This is a genomic window from Kitasatospora sp. NPDC054939 (assembly GCF_053610105.1).
Genome location: NZ_JBSGXP010000020.1, coordinates 13,831 through 28,583 on the forward strand (window position 1 = coordinate 13,831; position 14,753 = coordinate 28,583).

The window sequence follows — 14,753 nt, forward strand, 5'->3', positions numbered from 1 at the left end:
GACGCTCCTCCGCACGACTCCGCCGGTCGGGCGCTGCGCCGCACGGACGCCCGGGCCCTGGCCGGCCGAGGAGCGGCAGCGCGCAGACGCCTCCGTCCCGCACCGGCCCTGCCCACCGGGCGGACCGAACGAGGGAGATCTGCACCATCCTGACCCGCGGTCGCCCGGACGGCACGTCCGGTTCCGGCGATCGGGGGTTGCCCGAGGCGCGGCCGCCGTGCGACGTGGCCGGGGCTCCTGGGCGGTCCGGGCCGGGTTCAGCACTTGAGGTACGCCAGGACGGCCAGCACCCGGCGGTTTCCGTCGGCCGACGGTGCGATGCGCAGTTTGGTGAAGATGCTCGCGATGTGCTCGGTGACGGCGCTCTCGCTGATGTGGAGGCCGGCGGCGATGGCGGCGTTGGAGCGTCCTTCGGCCATCACTTCGAGGACGTCGCGTTCCCGGGGTGTCAGGTCGCCGACGGCTCCGTGGGCCTCGCCGCGGGACAGCAGCCGGGCGATCACCCGGGGGGCCATGACGGTCCCGCCGGGTCGGGCGTCTGCTCCACCACTCATGACACCGGGTCGTGCACCGGCTGAGGGGCCGGGACGTCCGGCTGGGGGAAACATGTCGGCGCCGCCGCCGTAACCCGTGCTGATTCCACGGCTTTCTCCCAACCGGGCGATCCAGACCGACCCGGCCACGCCGTCGAGGACGGTAGCGCGTCGTCACTCCTTCTTGTCGGGGCCTGTGCCGGCCGCCGGCTTTCCCGTGTTCGTGAGCGTCTCCTGGGCGCGCGTGTCGACGAACCGCGTCACCAGATGCTGCGAAGCGCCGAAAACTACGCCCCACGCCAGGACCTGCCCACTGCTGTCCAGGTTGCTGAGCCCCGGAATGAACTCGCCGCGGATGAGCAGCACGCCGACGAAGGCGGAGAGGGCGCCGGTGGGCACCTTCAGCAGTGCGGCCGCCAGCGGGAGCATGTAGGGGGAGCTGGTGCCCTGGATGCGGTGCAGTGAGGCGACGACCGTCAGAGCGGCTCCGGCCGCCCCCGCCACCTCGACCAGCAGGACGTCCTTCCGGTTGGCCAGTGTCTCCACGGTCACCGTCTGGCTGGCATCGCGCTGGATCGAAGGGCAGACGATGGTGGCGGTGGTGTCCTTCGGCGCGAAGCAGAGATTCAGCGTTCGCGGCGCGAACCAGCCGAAGAGGGCGAGCCCGGCCGCGCCGAGGAGCACCACGGCTGTGGCCGCGATGAGGATGTTCCGCAGACTGCGGACCCGGGTGTACTCCTTGTCCAGCTCGGTGTACGCGGAGCTGAGCGTTCGGATGAGCAGCCTGCGATCAGGGATCGCGTCTCCGTGCTCGTTGTGCTTCTTGATCGCCGCAGCCAGCGCGATGCGCTGCGGGTCGGCCTTCCTGAGGCTGGATTCGGCGCACGCCTGCACCTCCGCGATCCAGCTGCCCAGCTCCTCGTCGGCGACGAGCTCCAGCAGGATCAACTCCGCGGCCCGAAGATTCGCGGACGCCCGCTCCAGCGACGCCCCGGACCCGGGAGGGGCGAGATGCCGCTCGCGTGCTCCTGCCAGAGCCTCTGTCAGGAGCGCTTCCGCCCCCGTGATGAGGGCCTTGCGATCGTGGTCCTGCGGTTGGCGGAGCCGTTCACGGTCCAGCTGCACGGCCAGGTAGCGCGCCCGTGCGACCGTGCGCTCGCGCCACGCGGACGTTCGGCGGGCCGCACCGAAGAACCGGGCGGTCTGAGGGCCCGTCGACGACGCGTCGGGCTCCGAGGGTGACTCGGATTCCGTGGGGTCTGCGGGAGACGGGGATTCCTCGCGTTCAGGCATGATACTCCGTTTGTGTACAAATGACCGCTTTCTCGTCATCCGGCGCCGGAGGGGCTACCGGCCGGGATTCGCCCACACATGGCCGATTCCGCAGTCGTAGGGGTGTCGCGAGGAATCATCCCCAACGCCTTCGTCGGACTGCAGGGCATCGGGACCTGTGTTTCCATGGGAACGCCCCACCAAGCCGACCCACCCGTTCGGGTACAACCATGAAGGAATTCCGAAGATGACAGACGACGCGGTGACCCAGCGCTGCAACTTCACCGATGCCCGGCCGACACTGAAGCAGGGCTCGTCGGGGGTCGCGGTCAAGCAGGCGCAGTGCTTCCTCAATTTCTCGCTGACCGGCGAAGGACTTTCCCTGGATGGCGAATTTGGTCCCGTGACCGACGCGGCGACGAGACGGTTCCAGAAGTGCGCCAACATCACGGTCGATGGCGTCATTGGCTCCCAGACCTGGTCATTCCTGACCTTCTGGGCCAACTCGTCGGGCTTCGCCTGCTGAGCGTCCCCCGCCGCCCGCTGCCCACACCGGGGAGCGCATCCAAGGAGCGAATGACGGTTGCGGTCCAACCGTCATTCGCTCCTTGGGCTCAGGCGGCCATTGGCACCGATTTGGCGACGATAAGCCGCTGGCCGACGTTGATGAGGTCGGGGTTCGGAATGTTGTTCCACGCGACGAGCTGATCGACCGTCGTGCCGAACATGTGCGCAATGGCTGTGAGCGTGTCACCCGACTTGACAATGTAATGGGTGTCGTGGGAAGAATTCGTCCGTGCGACGATGAGCCGCTGGCCGACGTTGATGAGGTCGGGGTTCGGAATGTTGTTCCATGCGACGAGCTGATCGACCGTCGTGTCGAACATCCTGGCAATTGCTGTGAGCGTGTCGCCGGACCGGACGGTGTAGAACGTGATGTTCGCGGTGTTTGTTGTCATATATCCGAGCGTAGGCCGAACAGATCCGGCCCGCTCGGGGAGAACGGCAGGCCCGCCCCTGAGCAGTTCGGGCAGCCCCCTGCGGATGCCACTGATCAAGCCTTCCGGAACAGCCCGAGCAGAACCGAACGGGCCGCCGGCCCGCACCCTGCCGCAGGCGGATGGTGGTGTCCGGACCGCGCCCCGGTCGCCGGTGCTGCGCCATGTCCAGCCACAGTTGAGCGGAGAGCAGCCACCCGCCCGGCCCCTACGGCGACCACTCCGCCGACCGCCACAGCTGTGACCGCCTCGGGCAGCCCAGCGGCCGGGCCGATCGACACCGGTCCGGCCGCCGCCGTGCCAGGCCCGGCCGGGAATGCGGCCACCGGGGCCCGGCCAGGACGGCGCAGGATCGGCACCGGCGGCGCAGCGCCAGGTCGGTGCAGGCGGTCCCTCCGGTGCCGAGCACGGGATGATCGCAGCGTGGGCAGGAGCGCCGCCAGCCGCATCCTCGCCGCAGGCGCCGACCAGTTGCGCAACGGCGAGCGGCGCGGCGGGGCGGGTCACGTCCGCGCTGTCGGCGAGCAGCAGGGCCGCTCCCCGGCCGCGGGTACCGCCGGAGCGGGCCTCGCCGGACCGGGCGCCGGCCAGCAGGGCGCGTACCCGCCCTGGCCACGGCAGGGCGGCTGCGGCCACGCCCAACGCGGCCCCGAAACGGGTGAGTTGGATCATCTCGGCGGGTATCCGGGTGGCGGGCTGGAGCGCGCCGAGTACGCCGGCCACCGGGAACGCGACGGCGAGGTACAGGGGACATGGCCTTGAGGTCGACGGGTGTCATTCGCATGGCATCGACGATGCCGCCCCGCGCGCCTGCCGACACTGGAGCCGGCTCCACGGCGGGGTGGAGTCGGCTACACCCCGGGGCGCTGTCGCGCTTCGTGGTCGGGCGCCGGAGGCGGGCGGGTCGCGCCCGCGGTAGCGCCGATGGTTCGAGTACGGTGTGTGCTCGTCGCCGGGGATCCGGCCGCTTGAGGAAAGGCGCGTCCGCAGCGCTCCTCGGCAGCGTGGGCGGACCTCGGACGCCCACCCGCTACCGAGAGGCAGGGACCCTCACATGGCCGCAGCCGCGTCCTTCGACCACCGCACCAAGGACTTCAGCCTCCCCCACGCCTACGCACTCGCCTCCGCCGCGAACCTGGCCTACCAGGACGAGGCCGCGGTCGAACAGCGCGCGCGGTCCTGGGGGTTCGCCACCGTACGGCACCACCGGACGCGCTTCACGCCGCCGTTCCCGCTGCAGGACACCCAGGCGTACACCATGGCGAGCGAGCACATGATCGTCACGGCGTTCCGCGGCACGGAGCCCGCGCAGATCCGCGACTGGCTCTCCGACGGCACCACCCCGCCGTGGCCGGGCCCCGCCCGGACCGGGTACGTGCACCACGGGTTCGCCGAGGCACTGGAGTCGGTGTTCCCCGCCGTGAAGGACACGGTCTCCGAGCTGCGTTCGAACGGGCAGAGCGTCTGGTTCACCGGCCACAGCCTCGGTGGCGCCCTGGCGATGCTCGCCGCCGCCCGCCTGTACCTGGACGACCCTCGGCTGCAGGCCGACGGGGTCGTCACCTTCGGCCAGCCCCGGACCTGCGACCGCATGCTGGCCGCCGCCTGCAACAAGGGCTTCAAGAACCGGATGTACCGGTTCGTCAACAACAACGACATCGTGCCCCAGCTCCCGCCCGAGCCGGCCTACACCCACGTCGACACCCTGCGCCACATCGACTCCTCGGGCCGGATCCTCCCGAACGCCGGCCCGCTCGCCGTGCTCGCCGACAGGGCCAGGGGCCTGACCGCCGACGCCTTCGCCCCCGCGAGCGACGGCATCCGCGACCACTCCATGAAGAACTACCTCACGGCGTTGGAGAAGAACCTCACCTGACGCCGGCCTCCGAGGCCCGCCTTCCGTCCCCTCTCCCGCCGGAGGAGGGTGGGACCGCGGGCGGGCTGCGTCGGGGGTGACCCGCTGCGGGCGGGATCCCGATGCGGTTCGCACCCGGAGGAAGCAGCCCCCGTACGCCTGCGGAAGTGGCGAAATCACTGGCAGGCGCGTCGTCGGCAGTGCTTGGATGCGTCCATGACGACCGTGAACATCCCCGCCGACTACGAGATCTCCGCGGACCCCGAGCGGCTCGACCACGCGCTGGTCCACCGCTGGCTGTCGCAGGACGCCTACTGGGCACTCGGCCGCTCACGGGAGAAGCAGGACGAAGCCATCGCCGGCTCGCTCAACTTCGGCGTCTACGACCGGGTGTCCGGTACCCAGCTCGGCTACGCCCGGGTGGTGACCGACCGGGCCACCTTCGCCTGGCTGTGCGACGTGTACATCGACCCGGCCGCCCGCGGCCGGGGCCTCGGCACGGCGCTGGCGGCCGCGGTCCGCGACCACCTCTCCGCGTACGGCCTGCGGCGCGTCCTGCTGGCCACCGCCGACGCGCACGAGGTCTACGCCAAGGTCGGCTTCGCCCCGCTGGAGAACCCCGGCAAGTGGATGGCGCTCGGCGCACAGTGACCCGGCGCAGCCGAGGGCGCCGTCCTCCCTGCGCTCGGCTCTGTCGGCCCGCCCCGGCGTCACCTGTACGTGCTGCCGGGGCGGCCCAACGGCCGTCTGGGTCGCGTCAGTTCTCCGACTGCGCCCGGCGGCGCGAGACGACGAGCGCGCCGGCGCCCAGGGCGAGGGCCGCGGCACTCGCGGCGGCGCGGCCGGTGGTGCCGGAGGCGCCGGTCTCGGCGAGGCTGCCGGAGGTCGCCGCCGTGGCGGTCGTGGTCGTGGTGGTGCCCGACCCGGTGGTGGTCGTGGCGTTCGAGTCCGGATACCAAAGGGAACTGACAGTGTGTCGTCCCCCTGTTCCAGGCACCGCTCCGCCTCTCCGTCGATCCGTCCTTAGTGCCACTCGGGCGATGTGCGGCACGGTGACGGGGAGATGCTTCCGGCACAGGTGAAAGTGGTTTGCCGACCTGGATGCCCCGTGGGTAGCGTCGGCGTCTGTGACCCCAACTCTGCGCACCGAGCGGCTGCTGCTGGAGCCGTACATTCCCGAGGACGAAGAGGACTTCGTCGCCCTGTTCCAGGACACCAGGGTGTCGCAGTGGATGGGCGACGGTCCTGCTTCCGAAGCAGCAGACCGGGCCCTGTTCGGGCGGATCTTCACGAAGGTCTACGCCCGGGAACTGTTCGACGTCTGGGCTGTCCGCCGGGACGGACTCCTGGTCGGGCATGCCGAGATCAAGCCGACCGACGTCGCCCAGGGCCACGAGATCATCTACGCTCTGGCCCCGGCGGCATGGGGGTTCGGCCTGGGGACCGAGGTGGCAGAGGCGATCGTCGCTCATGGCTTCGACACCCTCGGACTGACGAAGGTCTACGCCACCGTAGCTGCACCGAACAAGGCCTCGCTGTCCCTGTTGGACAGGATCGGGTTCGAGCACGTCCACGACCTCACTGAGGACGACGGCAGCACCACCCGCGTGTTGGTCCGTCATCGGACGGCGAGCAACCAACCCCTCGCCCGATAGGGCGAACAGGCCGCTGCACTTGAAACCACCCGGGTAACCGGTCGGGCAGCGCGGGTCGGGATGGCCCGCCGCCTCGGACGCATCAACCCCCGAGGCTGTCCGGCGCCGTACGTTCGGCCCCAAGAATTCGCTCGCCACGACACGGGGTCGACGCCCTACCATGGCGGGCCATGGCGATGTTCGTACACCTGACCTCGACGGCCAACGCGCCGCGCATCCGGCGGTCCGGGATCCGGGCGCCCAAACACAACCGACGCGGCGTCTACTGCTTCCCGGTACTCCCGTCCTACACGCTCACCCACCAGTGGCTGCGCGAACTGGCCCGCTTCGGCACCCGGGGCGGCCTCGTCGCCGTCCACGTACGGCTGGACGACGACGAAGAAGTGACGGTCGGCCACTACGGGGGCGAGCGGTCCGCCGTGTCCGCGGCGGAGGCGGTCCGGCGGATCGCCGCGCTGGACGACCCGCAGGGCTGGGAGGTGATCGTCCCCCGCAGTATCCGGCCGGGCGAGGTGCACCGGATCCGCGCCGCTCCCCAGGTCGTCGGCTGGCGGTACCGCCCGGGCATCCACGGCGTCCGTCCCTGCACCTGCTACGGGTGCCGGGTGCGCGGCGGCTACGGTTCGCGGCGCCTGGCCGAACGGCTGGCGCACCCGCTCGACGGCCCGCCGCCGCCCGTGCCGGTCCTCCTCGCCAGGATCGCGGCAGCCGGCGACCCCGGCGACCCGGCCGTCCTGCGCGACGCACTGCACTGGTTCGGCATGCGCCGTCGGGGCCCGGTCCCCGAACTCGCCCGTCTCGCCGCCCATCCGGACCCGGGCGTGCGGGAGGACCTGGTGTGGGCCATCGCCCGCTGGTCCACTCCCGGCGTCGCGCAGCTCCTGGACGGCCTCGCCGCCGACCCGCACGCGGACGTCCGTGAGGCGGTGGAGGCGGTCCGCGAGCCGTAGCGGCCACCGCCCGGTGCGCGGATGACGGCCCCCGGTGCGGGCCCGGCGGGAATCCGGGCCGAATCACCCGTCCGGACGCAGCGGAGAATCGTTCCTCCACCAACGGTTCTCCCTAGGGTGATCCCGCACCGCCAAGTCCCGCGGTGCCGAAACCCCTTGCCCCGAGAGGTCCCCCCGTCATGCGCCTCCGCACCAGCGTGCTCGCCGCCGCCAGTGCCCTCGCACTCGTCCTCACCCTCCCCACCTCCGCCCACGCCGCCACCGGCGACTTCCTCTACAAGGTCGGCCCGGGTGTCCCGACCGGACTCGCGGACCCCGACAGCGGCACCTGCATCAACCTGCCCTTCACCACCGAAACGCACCCGGGCTTCGCCCCCGCGAACTTCACCACCTCGACCGCGACGGTCTTCCTGGAATCCGACTGCAACGGCGACACCTTCTATGTGATGGCCCCCGGGAAGAAGCTCGGCGACCGGCTCAAGCTCCGCTCGGTCGTCTTCTCCTGACCGCCCTGGTGTGACACGTCGTCCCGCTGACGGGGTCCGACGCCTCTCCCGGCTGCGTCCCGTTCGGACACCCGTCGGCGGGGCCACCGCACCCACCCCGGCGGGCCGACCGGTCCGACGAGGTGGGAGTCAGGGGGCCGGGGGCACAACCCAGGGGGCGAGGCGTTCACCGGGCGCCAAGGGGCTGCGCCAGTACCGGTAGACGGTGCCGAGGTGCACGGCGAGGCGCTCGGCCGCGATCAGGCCGGACGCGGGCCCCGGCCCCCCGGCATCCGCCTCGAAGGCGATCAGCACGGCGGGTGTCTCGCCGGTCTGGCGCAGCACGAGACGCAGTTCGTCCCGGGTCGGCTCGCGGAACACCGGGTCCTGGAACGACGCCGGGCAGGCGACGAAGTGCGGCTCGGTGAGTATCAGTTCGAGGCCGTGGTGGTAAGCGAGGTCGTACCCCGCACCCAGGCACAGCCGACCGGGCTCCCAGGAGACGATCTCCCAGTCCCACCAGGAGCCTTCGGGGAGTCGGATCACGGGCTTGCCCCTCACATCGGTCCGCCGGACACCCCGGACGCCCCGGCCACGCCGGTCGGACGGCCGCTGCGGGCCCGGGATGGTTGCCGGGTCCCCATTCTGCCCGGCTGCGACCCCGCCGCGGCGAGCTGTCCACTACCCGGCCGCGGGGCCGGGTAGTCCGTCCGCCCGGTGGCGTGGTCAGCTGCCGGGCTGCTGCCGGTCCCGGCCCTGCTGGCGCTCGTGTTCGTCACCGGCCTGCCCGGCGCCGTCGCCTCCGCCTCGCGCACCGCCCTGCTGCCCGACCTGCTGGACGGCGACCGCTACGTGCTCGGCCGCGCCGTGTTCTCCATGGCCGCGGGCGGCACGCAGGTGCTCGGATTCGCGGCCGGCGGGGTGCTGATCGCCGCGGTCGGCGCGTCGGGCGCACTCTGGCTCACCGCCGCGACCTGCCTGGCCTCGGCCGCCCTGCTGCGCCTGCGCCTGGCCGACCACCCTTGCCGCCGCACCGACGGTTCGGCAGGCATCGGCGAGACCTGGCAGGTGAACCGCGCGTTACCGCGCCGACCCGCCGTCCGGGCACTGCTGCTGGCCCAATGGCTGGCACCGGCACTGATGGTCGGCGCGGAGGGCGTGCTGGTCCCGTACGCCGCACACATCGGCGCACCCGACGCGGCCGGACTGCTGTTCGCCGCGGTCGCCGCCGGGATGTTCGCCGGCAACCTGATCGTCGGCCGCCTGGTGCCGCCCGTCGGCCGCGAGCGACTGGCCGGCCCGCTCGGGCTGGCCCTCGGACTGCCGCTGCTGGGGTTCGCGCTGCGCCCGGAGCCGGGGTACGCCGTCGTCCTGATGACGGTGTCCGGCGTCGGCGTCGCCTACCAGCTCGGACTGGCCCGCAGGTTCCTCGACGCAGTGCCCGAGACACAGCGCGGCCAGGCGTTCGGCCTGCTGCAGTCCGGAACAATGACGCTCCAGGGCCTGGCCGCCGCAGCCGGGGGCGCGCTGGGCGAAGTCGCCGGCCCGGGACTGGTCATCACCCTGGCCGGCGCGGCCTCCGCCACGGCCGCCCTGCTGTCCTGGCGCACGCTGTCGCCCGCGCAGCGGCCGTGACCCACGTGCGGAAGGCGTCGGCACGAGGGCAGCAGTCGGCGGACGACCGGGCGCGCGCGTCGGACCGGCCGTGACCTCATGCAGTGTCGAGCGGAAGCTCCAACAGCTCCTCCGGAGGCCGGAAGCCGGAGCGCCGGTAGAGCGGGGTGCTGCGCTCCGACGGCCAGACGATCAGACCTTCGAGGCCGACGCTGCGCGCGTGCTGTTTCAGCGCCTCCAGGAGCGCCGAGCCGACGCCCCTGTTGCGTTGGGACGGCAGGACGAAGAAGTTGGTGACGTACCCGAGCGGGTTGTTGTCGGCGTAGGGCTCCGGCATCCTCTCCACCAGGCAGAGGAAGACGTGTCCGCAGATCCCGCCCTCGGTCTCCGCGACCCAGGCCGACCAGGGGCCATCGCTCAGCCGGGTGCGTATCCACTGCTCGGCGTCGGCCAGCGACCGGGCAGAGGACGGTGGTTGTCCGTCGTGGTCCTCCTGCTTGCACGTCCAACGCAGTTCGGCCAAGGTCCGTGCATCGGCGGGCCGGGCCGGGCGGACGATGAGATCTGTCGTCATGAGGGCGAGCCTCACCCGTGCCGCGCGGTGAGGCAACCCGATTTCCGTGCAGGCCACGGCTCTTGGAGCCGGGCGGCCTGCACGGCCCGGCCGGCCGCCGTCGCGGCGTACGCCGGCCGGCCGGTCGGCGTCCGATGCCAGCGGTGCGCGGGGTCAGGCCGCGCGCTGGCCGTGCAGGAGGAGCGGCAGCGGAGCGGCCGCTCGGGCCAGGCCCTCGCGGATGCGGGCGGCCTGGGCGGGGCTCACCGCCCGGTCCAGTCCGGCCGGGTCGACGAAGTGGGCGCCGAGGAGACCGGATTTGCTGGGCGGGGCGAGGGTCATCCGGCCGATCTCGGCGTCGGTTGCGATCCCGCCGTCGAAGACCAGGCTGAGGCGTTCGCGGTAGCGGTCGGCCGGGGAGTAGTCGACGGCGAGGAGGGTGGCCGGGCGCCGGTGCAGGCCGGTCTGGGCGTGCAGGCTCCGGGCGGCGGCGAGGTGCGGCGGTTCGTCGGCGTGGGCCGGGCCGCCGGGCAGGATCATGCCGTCCAGGTAGGCGGGGTTGAGCAGGAGGAGCTGTCCGCGGCCGTTGCGCAGCAGGACGAGCCCGTAGAGGCGGCGGGGCGGCGGGAGTTCGAGGAGGCAGGTGTCGCGCACGGGGTTCTCTCGTGGGAGTGCGGGGTTCAGTGGCGGTCGAGCCGGCTGGTGCCGGCGATGAAGGCGGTGGCGAAGAACATCCACCAGACGAGGGGGCGTTCGCCGGGCCTGCTGTGGTCGACGAGGCCGGCGGCGAACGTGGCGACGCCGGCCGCGAGAAGGGTGACGAGGGCGAGGCCGAGGAGTTCACGGCCGGTGGGCCGCCGACGCTTCCTTCTCCTGTCGTTCATGGAGGAGACCCTTTCGCAGCAGGTCGACGATGCGCAGGACGATCTCCGGCCTGGCAGCGCCGAGTTCGATGAGGAAGGCGCCGGTGAGGCGGCCGGCCCGCCAGTCGATCCCGGCCGACGGGAGGGTGATCCCGGCGAGCGCGAGGACGGCGAGCAGGTCGTCGAGCGCATCGGCGGCGGCCCGGCGCTGCGGCGCGGTGAGGCGGGCGAGGACGGAGGCCATCAGCGGTCGACCTCCCCCGCGCGGGGCTGGAACGAGCGCCAGGCACTGTCCGCGCGGAGGAAGGACGTCCACCCCGCGAGCGAGCCGTCGGGCTCACGCTTCCACTCACCGGTCAGCTCGTTGCGGACCCGGTAGACCCCGGCGCCGGGATCGAAGCGCACGCCGTAGCCGTAGGAGGTGGTGGGTGGCGGAGCCATGGGGTGCTCCTGGGCATGGTTCATGGGAACCCTCCGAAGTCGGAGTTTCACGTTCTGTGTCCATGCTGAACCCGAGATGGCTACCATCGGAAGTGAATCTGGACTTGTCCTTCGGGCCATCCAAGTTGGAGCAGCCATGGTCAACCGCAAGGAGATTGACCCAACATCAGGTCGTTGGGCTCCCTTCGGCGTGCAACTCCGCAGGTCACGCGAGGAGCAGGGGCTCACGCAGGCGATGCTCGCAAAGCGCATCGGGTGCAACCCTTCTACGGTCTGCGTCGCCGAACTTGCCACGAAGCAGGTTTCGCTCAACTTTGCCCGCGCCGCGGATTCCGCGCTGGGCACCCGCGGGACACTGGCCCTGATGTGGCAGCAGGCCTCGAACAGTGCCGGTCTCGCCGAGGGGTTCACCGAGTTCTCCGTCCTTGAGGCCAAGGCCAAGGAGATAAGACTCTACGAGGTCGGTATCGTGCCCGGATTGCTGCAGACTCGCGCCTATGCCGAAGCAGAACTTGCCGAGGTCGTCGACCGCGGCGAGATCACCACTGATCAGGCAGAGGAGAGGCTGAACTTCCGGCTCGCCAGACAGCAGCAGCTCGACCGCCCCAATCGGCCTCTGATGTATATCGTCATGATCGAGAGTGCGATCAGGTGGACGCTCGGAGGCAGCGCCATCATGTCGGATCAGCTTCAACACCTGGAAGACCTCGCCGGACGGCGCAACGTGTTCGTGCAGGTGGTTCCGTTCGCAATGAGCACGCGGCCTTTCCAGTCCGCCGTGACCTTGCTGACGATGCCCGACGACACCCAGCTCGGATACGCCGAGATCCCGAACCGAGGCTTTCTGGAGCGGGATCGCGCCACCGTCGCAACTTGGCGCAGGCGATACGATCGGCTACAGGTTGAAGCCCCGATGCGGTCCGTGTCTCTGGACATGATCCGTGAAGCCCGGAAGGACCTGTCAGCATGACGCTCGAACACGCGAGTTGGCGAAAGAGCAGCTACAGCGCCGATAGCGGTCAGTGCATCGAGGTCGCCATCGACCTCCCCGGGGTGGCTCCGGTTCGCGATTCCAAGGACCCGGGCGGACCGGTCCTGGCGTTCTCCGGCGGCGCGTGGCAGTCCTTCGTCACCGCCGTCCGTGCAGGCGAGTTCGACGTTCTCTGAGTTGCACAACGGGCCGTGCCGCCCTGACCATCAGGGCGGCACGGCCTGCTCGACTCCACTCGGCAGTCCCTACGCAACCGTCAGGACGATCTTCCCCCGCACTCGCCCTCCCTCGCTCAGCTCGTGCGCCCGGGCCGCTTCCTCCAGCGGCAGGACCTCGGCGAGTTCCACCCGTGCCGCTCCGCTCGCGACCAGCTCGCCGACCTTCCCGAGGTCCGTGCCCGACGGGCTCATGTAGAACGCCTTGTAGCGCAGGCCCCGGTCCGCCGCGGCCTCCGGCGTCACCCGCAGTTCCGTCCCGGTGCCGTCGATGGCGACCAGGATGCCGCCCGGCCGCAGCACCTCCAGCGAGCGCGGGCCGTAGTCGTCGCCCATCGGGTCGAGCACCACGTCGACGTTCCGCACCACCTGGGCGAAGTCCGCCTCGCTGTAGTCGATCAGCTCGTCGGCGCCGAACTCCCGTACCAGGTCGTGGTTGGCCGCACTCGCCGTCCCGATCACGTACGCGCCGTGCACCTTGGCGAACTGTACGGCGAGGTGGCCGACTCCCCCGGCTGCCGCGTGCACGAGGACCCGCTGTCCGGGCTGCAACCCTGCCTCGGCGATCACCGACTGCCAGGCGGTGAGTCCGGCAACGGGCAGGGCGGCGGCCGTCACGTGGTCGATCGCCGCCGGCTTCAGGGCCAGTGATTCGGTCGGCACGACCGCGTACTCGGCGTAGGTGCCGTTCGCCCCGAAGAGTGCCGCGAACACCTCGTCGCCGACCCGGAACCCGGTCACCCCGGGGCCCAACTCCGCAATCTCACCCGACAGATCAACGCCCGGGACCATCGGTGGGTTGCCCCAGATGTTCAGGATGTTGCGGCGCAGCTTCCAGTCGACCGGGTTGACGCCGGCCGCGCGGATGCGCACCAGCACCTCGCCGGGTCCGGGCACGGGGCGCTCCAGTTCGACGAGCCGCAGGACGTCGGGGCCGCCGAAGGAGTCGTATCGGATGGCGCGCATGGGTCGCTCCTCGCAGGTGATGTCGGGCGGTGGGATCTGTCGACCATCCTGCTGAGGGGCGGTATCCCTTGTGAAGTAGGCACTTCTTGGGTATCCAGGTACCTCATGGATACTGCCCGCCCGAACGAGACGAAGTTCTACCGCGCCGACTGCCCGGCCCGCACCGTCATCGAACTGCTCGCCAACAAGTGGGTCTTCTTCGTCCTCGCGCTGCTGGCGCGACACGGCGGACCGATGCGCTTCAACGAGATGCGGCGCCAACTCGGGACCGTCACACAGAAGATGCTCACCCAGACGCTGCGCTCCCTGGAACGCGACGGCCTGGTCCTGCGCGAGCTCTACCCGACCGTTCCGCCGCGCGTCGAGTACTCCCTGACCGAACTCGGCCGCGGCGCAGCCGCCTTGGCGCTGGGCATCGGCGACTGGTCGCAGCAGCACCTCAGCGAGATCGAGGCTGCCCGCCTCGTGCATGACGCGAAGGCCGCGCAGGAGCCGCAGCCGGTCTCCTCGTGATCCGGTGCGGCGGGGCCGGGGTTCGTCGGCGACCCCCGGTGCGCGCTCCGCTGCGGTGTTGTCCCGGCTCTCAGCTTGGCGTTTATCGTCGGCGGCTTTGGTGTTCCTTGATGGAATCGGCGCGGCCCGAACCGGATCAACCGGCCTACGACGTCGCGCAGTTGGGCGGCGGTAACCGCCGTGGCTTCGTCCGTCTGACTCAGACGCACGGTGTCCGACAATGCGCACCAGGAGGTGCGGCCGGACTCCAGGGCGGCGACGAAGGAGTACGGCCGGCCGGGCACGAGCTGATCACTGCTGCGGTTGCCGCGCCCGTAGACGTGGCAGAACAGCCTGTCGTCGCTGGTCGGGGCGTCGGGGCGTCGGGGCGGAGCCAGTTGCTCACGTCGACCGCGAGGACGATCCTCCCGTCGGCCGTCTTCGGCAGGGGCAGGGGCAGGCCGGCCAGTGTGTGACGTAGCCGGGTCGGCTCCAGCCAGCCCTGGTCAAGGGCGGCATACAGGGCGCCGTGACCGCGCCTGTGCTCGGCCGTGAGACTGAGCTTGACCAGGGCCTTCACCGGCCCGTCCGCGCACAACACCGCGTCGGTGAGATCGAAGAGCGCATCCGCGCGGGCGTACAGACTCTCGTAGAACTCGGCCCGAAAGCGGGACAACAGCGCCAATGCCACGCCTGCGGGCGCATCGACTGGGAGACTCATAGGCAGCGGCCGTTCCTTCAAGCTTCGTTACTCGACATCTCGAAGCGTGGAGAACGGGCCGCCCCTCATGCTGCCGGATCCCGGAGATCTCAGCAGGTCGGGTGACCCCCGAGGTTAGACAACAAGCTCAGAGGACGTTGAGTCCGCCT

At 71.0% G+C, this 14,753-nt stretch carries 21 protein-coding genes and 2 pseudogenes; 11 read left to right on the forward strand and 12 right to left on the reverse strand.

The window, feature by feature from the left end:
* Positions 1-257 precede the first annotated feature (257 nt).
* Positions 258-527: pseudogene (locus ACWGB8_RS08560) on the reverse strand (response regulator transcription factor); the annotation flags it as partial.
* A gap of 180 nt (positions 528-707) precedes the next feature.
* A complete protein-coding gene (locus tag ACWGB8_RS08565) occupies positions 708-1,826 on the reverse strand; it encodes a hypothetical protein (RefSeq protein ID WP_452211545.1) in 1,119 nt (372 codons plus the stop codon).
* A gap of 226 nt (positions 1,827-2,052) precedes the next feature.
* On the opposite strand from ACWGB8_RS08565, the gene ACWGB8_RS08570 reads away from it, so the two are divergent.
* Positions 2,053-2,331 (forward strand): peptidoglycan-binding domain-containing protein, encoded by a 279-nt coding sequence (locus tag ACWGB8_RS08570; protein ID WP_452211546.1) that lies wholly within the window; start codon positions 2,053-2,055, stop codon positions 2,329-2,331.
* An 88-nt stretch (positions 2,332-2,419) separates the two neighbouring features.
* Here ACWGB8_RS08570 and ACWGB8_RS08575 read toward each other — a convergent pair whose 3' ends face one another.
* Positions 2,420-2,764: a LysM peptidoglycan-binding domain-containing protein gene (locus tag ACWGB8_RS08575; RefSeq protein WP_452211548.1), complete on the reverse strand. Its 345-nt coding sequence runs from the start codon at positions 2,762-2,764 to the stop codon at positions 2,420-2,422.
* A 462-nt stretch (positions 2,765-3,226) separates the two neighbouring features.
* Here ACWGB8_RS08575 and ACWGB8_RS08580 point away from each other — a divergent pair, with 462 nt between their 5' ends.
* From ACWGB8_RS08580 to ACWGB8_RS08590, 3 genes are all read left to right on the forward strand, one after another.
* Entirely contained in the window at positions 3,227-3,565 is a 339-nt protein-coding gene (locus tag ACWGB8_RS08580; protein WP_452211549.1) for a hypothetical protein, read from the forward strand.
* Positions 3,566-3,857: 292 nt separating this feature from the next.
* Entirely contained in the window at positions 3,858-4,679 is an 822-nt protein-coding gene (locus ACWGB8_RS08585; protein WP_452211551.1) for a lipase family protein, read from the forward strand.
* A 195-nt stretch (positions 4,680-4,874) separates the two neighbouring features.
* Complete coding sequence (locus ACWGB8_RS08590) at positions 4,875-5,309, forward strand: GNAT family N-acetyltransferase (RefSeq protein WP_452211552.1); 435 nt, start codon at positions 4,875-4,877, stop codon at positions 5,307-5,309.
* A gap of 106 nt (positions 5,310-5,415) precedes the next feature.
* Here the strand turns inward: ACWGB8_RS08590 and ACWGB8_RS08595 are convergent, their stop codons facing one another.
* Positions 5,416-5,655, reverse strand: coding sequence for a hypothetical protein (locus tag ACWGB8_RS08595; protein ID WP_452211554.1), 240 nt, complete (start codon positions 5,653-5,655; stop codon positions 5,416-5,418).
* A 130-nt stretch (positions 5,656-5,785) separates the two neighbouring features.
* On the opposite strand from ACWGB8_RS08595, the gene ACWGB8_RS08600 reads away from it, so the two are divergent.
* The 3 genes from ACWGB8_RS08600 to ACWGB8_RS08610 all read left to right on the forward strand — a co-directional run bounded on the left by ACWGB8_RS08600 (position 5,786) and on the right by ACWGB8_RS08610 (position 7,769).
* Positions 5,786-6,313 (forward strand): GNAT family N-acetyltransferase, encoded by a 528-nt coding sequence (locus ACWGB8_RS08600; protein ID WP_452211556.1) that lies wholly within the window; start codon positions 5,786-5,788, stop codon positions 6,311-6,313.
* A 170-nt stretch (positions 6,314-6,483) separates the two neighbouring features.
* Positions 6,484-7,263 carry a HEAT repeat domain-containing protein gene (locus ACWGB8_RS08605; RefSeq protein WP_452211558.1) on the forward strand — a complete coding sequence of 260 codons (780 nt, stop codon included), beginning with the start codon at positions 6,484-6,486 and terminating at the stop codon, positions 7,261-7,263.
* A 179-nt stretch (positions 7,264-7,442) separates the two neighbouring features.
* Positions 7,443-7,769: a hypothetical protein gene (locus tag ACWGB8_RS08610; protein ID WP_452211560.1), complete on the forward strand. Its 327-nt coding sequence runs from the start codon at positions 7,443-7,445 to the stop codon at positions 7,767-7,769.
* Between the two features lie 129 nt (positions 7,770-7,898).
* Here the strand turns inward: ACWGB8_RS08610 and ACWGB8_RS08615 are convergent, their stop codons facing one another.
* On the reverse strand, positions 7,899-8,294 hold the full coding sequence (locus ACWGB8_RS08615) for a hypothetical protein (RefSeq protein ID WP_452211562.1): 396 nt from the start codon (positions 8,292-8,294) through the stop codon (positions 7,899-7,901).
* A gap of 171 nt (positions 8,295-8,465) precedes the next feature.
* Between ACWGB8_RS08615 and ACWGB8_RS08620 the strand changes: the two genes are divergently transcribed.
* Positions 8,466-9,383 carry an MFS transporter gene (locus ACWGB8_RS08620; RefSeq protein ID WP_452211564.1) on the forward strand — a complete coding sequence of 306 codons (918 nt, stop codon included), beginning with the start codon at positions 8,466-8,468 and terminating at the stop codon, positions 9,381-9,383.
* 76 nt (positions 9,384-9,459) lie between these two features.
* Here ACWGB8_RS08620 and ACWGB8_RS08625 read toward each other — a convergent pair whose 3' ends face one another.
* The 5 genes from ACWGB8_RS08625 to ACWGB8_RS08645 form a co-directional block, all read right to left on the reverse strand.
* On the reverse strand, positions 9,460-9,936 hold the full coding sequence (locus ACWGB8_RS08625; RefSeq protein WP_452211566.1) for an N-acetyltransferase family protein: 477 nt from the start codon (positions 9,934-9,936) through the stop codon (positions 9,460-9,462).
* Between the two features lie 153 nt (positions 9,937-10,089).
* Entirely contained in the window at positions 10,090-10,569 is a 480-nt protein-coding gene (locus tag ACWGB8_RS08630; RefSeq protein ID WP_452211568.1) for an NUDIX domain-containing protein, read from the reverse strand.
* 26 nt (positions 10,570-10,595) lie between these two features.
* The gene (locus ACWGB8_RS08635; protein ID WP_452211570.1) at positions 10,596-10,799 is read right to left on the reverse strand and encodes a hypothetical protein; all 204 of its coding nucleotides are present in this window, start codon (positions 10,797-10,799) and stop codon (positions 10,596-10,598) included.
* On the reverse strand, positions 10,756-11,022 hold the full coding sequence (locus ACWGB8_RS08640) for a hypothetical protein (protein ID WP_452211572.1): 267 nt from the start codon (positions 11,020-11,022) through the stop codon (positions 10,756-10,758). Before ACWGB8_RS08640 ends, ACWGB8_RS08635 begins: the two co-directional genes overlap by 44 nt.
* A complete protein-coding gene (locus tag ACWGB8_RS08645; RefSeq protein WP_452211574.1) occupies positions 11,022-11,219 on the reverse strand; it encodes a hypothetical protein in 198 nt (65 codons plus the stop codon). The genes ACWGB8_RS08640 and ACWGB8_RS08645 overlap by 1 nt, the downstream gene beginning before the upstream one ends.
* A 136-nt stretch (positions 11,220-11,355) precedes the next feature.
* On the opposite strand from ACWGB8_RS08645, the gene ACWGB8_RS08650 reads away from it, so the two are divergent.
* Positions 11,356-12,189, forward strand: coding sequence for a helix-turn-helix domain-containing protein (locus tag ACWGB8_RS08650; RefSeq protein ID WP_452211576.1), 834 nt, complete (start codon positions 11,356-11,358; stop codon positions 12,187-12,189).
* A complete protein-coding gene (locus ACWGB8_RS08655; RefSeq protein ID WP_452211578.1) occupies positions 12,186-12,386 on the forward strand; it encodes a DUF397 domain-containing protein in 201 nt (66 codons plus the stop codon). Before ACWGB8_RS08650 ends, ACWGB8_RS08655 begins: the two co-directional genes overlap by 4 nt.
* A gap of 69 nt (positions 12,387-12,455) precedes the next feature.
* Here the strand turns inward: ACWGB8_RS08655 and ACWGB8_RS08660 are convergent, their stop codons facing one another.
* The gene (locus ACWGB8_RS08660) at positions 12,456-13,391 is read right to left on the reverse strand and encodes an NADP-dependent oxidoreductase (RefSeq protein WP_452211580.1); all 936 of its coding nucleotides are present in this window, start codon (positions 13,389-13,391) and stop codon (positions 12,456-12,458) included.
* A 105-nt stretch (positions 13,392-13,496) separates the two neighbouring features.
* Here ACWGB8_RS08660 and ACWGB8_RS08665 point away from each other — a divergent pair, with 105 nt between their 5' ends.
* Positions 13,497-13,904, forward strand: coding sequence for a winged helix-turn-helix transcriptional regulator (locus ACWGB8_RS08665; protein ID WP_452211582.1), 408 nt, complete (start codon positions 13,497-13,499; stop codon positions 13,902-13,904).
* 125 nt (positions 13,905-14,029) lie between these two features.
* On the opposite strand, the pseudogene ACWGB8_RS08670 reads toward ACWGB8_RS08665, so the two are convergent.
* Positions 14,030-14,604, reverse strand: a pseudogene (locus ACWGB8_RS08670) (transposase); the annotation flags it as partial.
* Between the last annotated feature and the right edge of the window lie 149 nt (positions 14,605-14,753).

Bases quoted from the DNA above. Each gene is read 5' to 3' on its own strand.
- ACWGB8_RS08570 (WP_452211546.1), top strand. From the start codon at position 2,053: ATGACAGACGACGCGGTGACCCAGCGCTGCAACTTCACCGATGCCCGG.
- ACWGB8_RS08575 (WP_452211548.1), bottom strand. From the start codon at position 2,764: ATGACAACAAACACCGCGAACATCACGTTCTACACCGTCCGGTCCGGC.
- ACWGB8_RS08605 (WP_452211558.1), top strand. From the start codon at position 6,484: ATGGCGATGTTCGTACACCTGACCTCGACGGCCAACGCGCCGCGCATC.
- ACWGB8_RS08645 (WP_452211574.1), bottom strand. From the start codon at position 11,219: ATGGCTCCGCCACCCACCACCTCCTACGGCTACGGCGTGCGCTTCGAT.
- ACWGB8_RS08650 (WP_452211576.1), top strand. From the start codon at position 11,356: ATGGTCAACCGCAAGGAGATTGACCCAACATCAGGTCGTTGGGCTCCC.
- ACWGB8_RS08660 (WP_452211580.1), bottom strand. From the start codon at position 13,391: ATGCGCGCCATCCGATACGACTCCTTCGGCGGCCCCGACGTCCTGCGG.
- ACWGB8_RS08590 (WP_452211552.1), top strand. From the start codon at position 4,875: ATGACGACCGTGAACATCCCCGCCGACTACGAGATCTCCGCGGACCCC.
- ACWGB8_RS08565 (WP_452211545.1), bottom strand. From the start codon at position 1,826: ATGCCTGAACGCGAGGAATCCCCGTCTCCCGCAGACCCCACGGAATCC.
- ACWGB8_RS08635 (WP_452211570.1), bottom strand. From the start codon at position 10,799: ATGAACGACAGGAGAAGGAAGCGTCGGCGGCCCACCGGCCGTGAACTC.
- ACWGB8_RS08655 (WP_452211578.1), top strand. From the start codon at position 12,186: ATGACGCTCGAACACGCGAGTTGGCGAAAGAGCAGCTACAGCGCCGAT.
- ACWGB8_RS08665 (WP_452211582.1), top strand. From the start codon at position 13,497: ATGGATACTGCCCGCCCGAACGAGACGAAGTTCTACCGCGCCGACTGC.
- ACWGB8_RS08585 (WP_452211551.1), top strand. From the start codon at position 3,858: ATGGCCGCAGCCGCGTCCTTCGACCACCGCACCAAGGACTTCAGCCTC.
- ACWGB8_RS08610 (WP_452211560.1), top strand. From the start codon at position 7,443: ATGCGCCTCCGCACCAGCGTGCTCGCCGCCGCCAGTGCCCTCGCACTC.
- ACWGB8_RS08625 (WP_452211566.1), bottom strand. From the start codon at position 9,936: ATGACGACAGATCTCATCGTCCGCCCGGCCCGGCCCGCCGATGCACGG.
- ACWGB8_RS08640 (WP_452211572.1), bottom strand. From the start codon at position 11,022: ATGGCCTCCGTCCTCGCCCGCCTCACCGCGCCGCAGCGCCGGGCCGCC.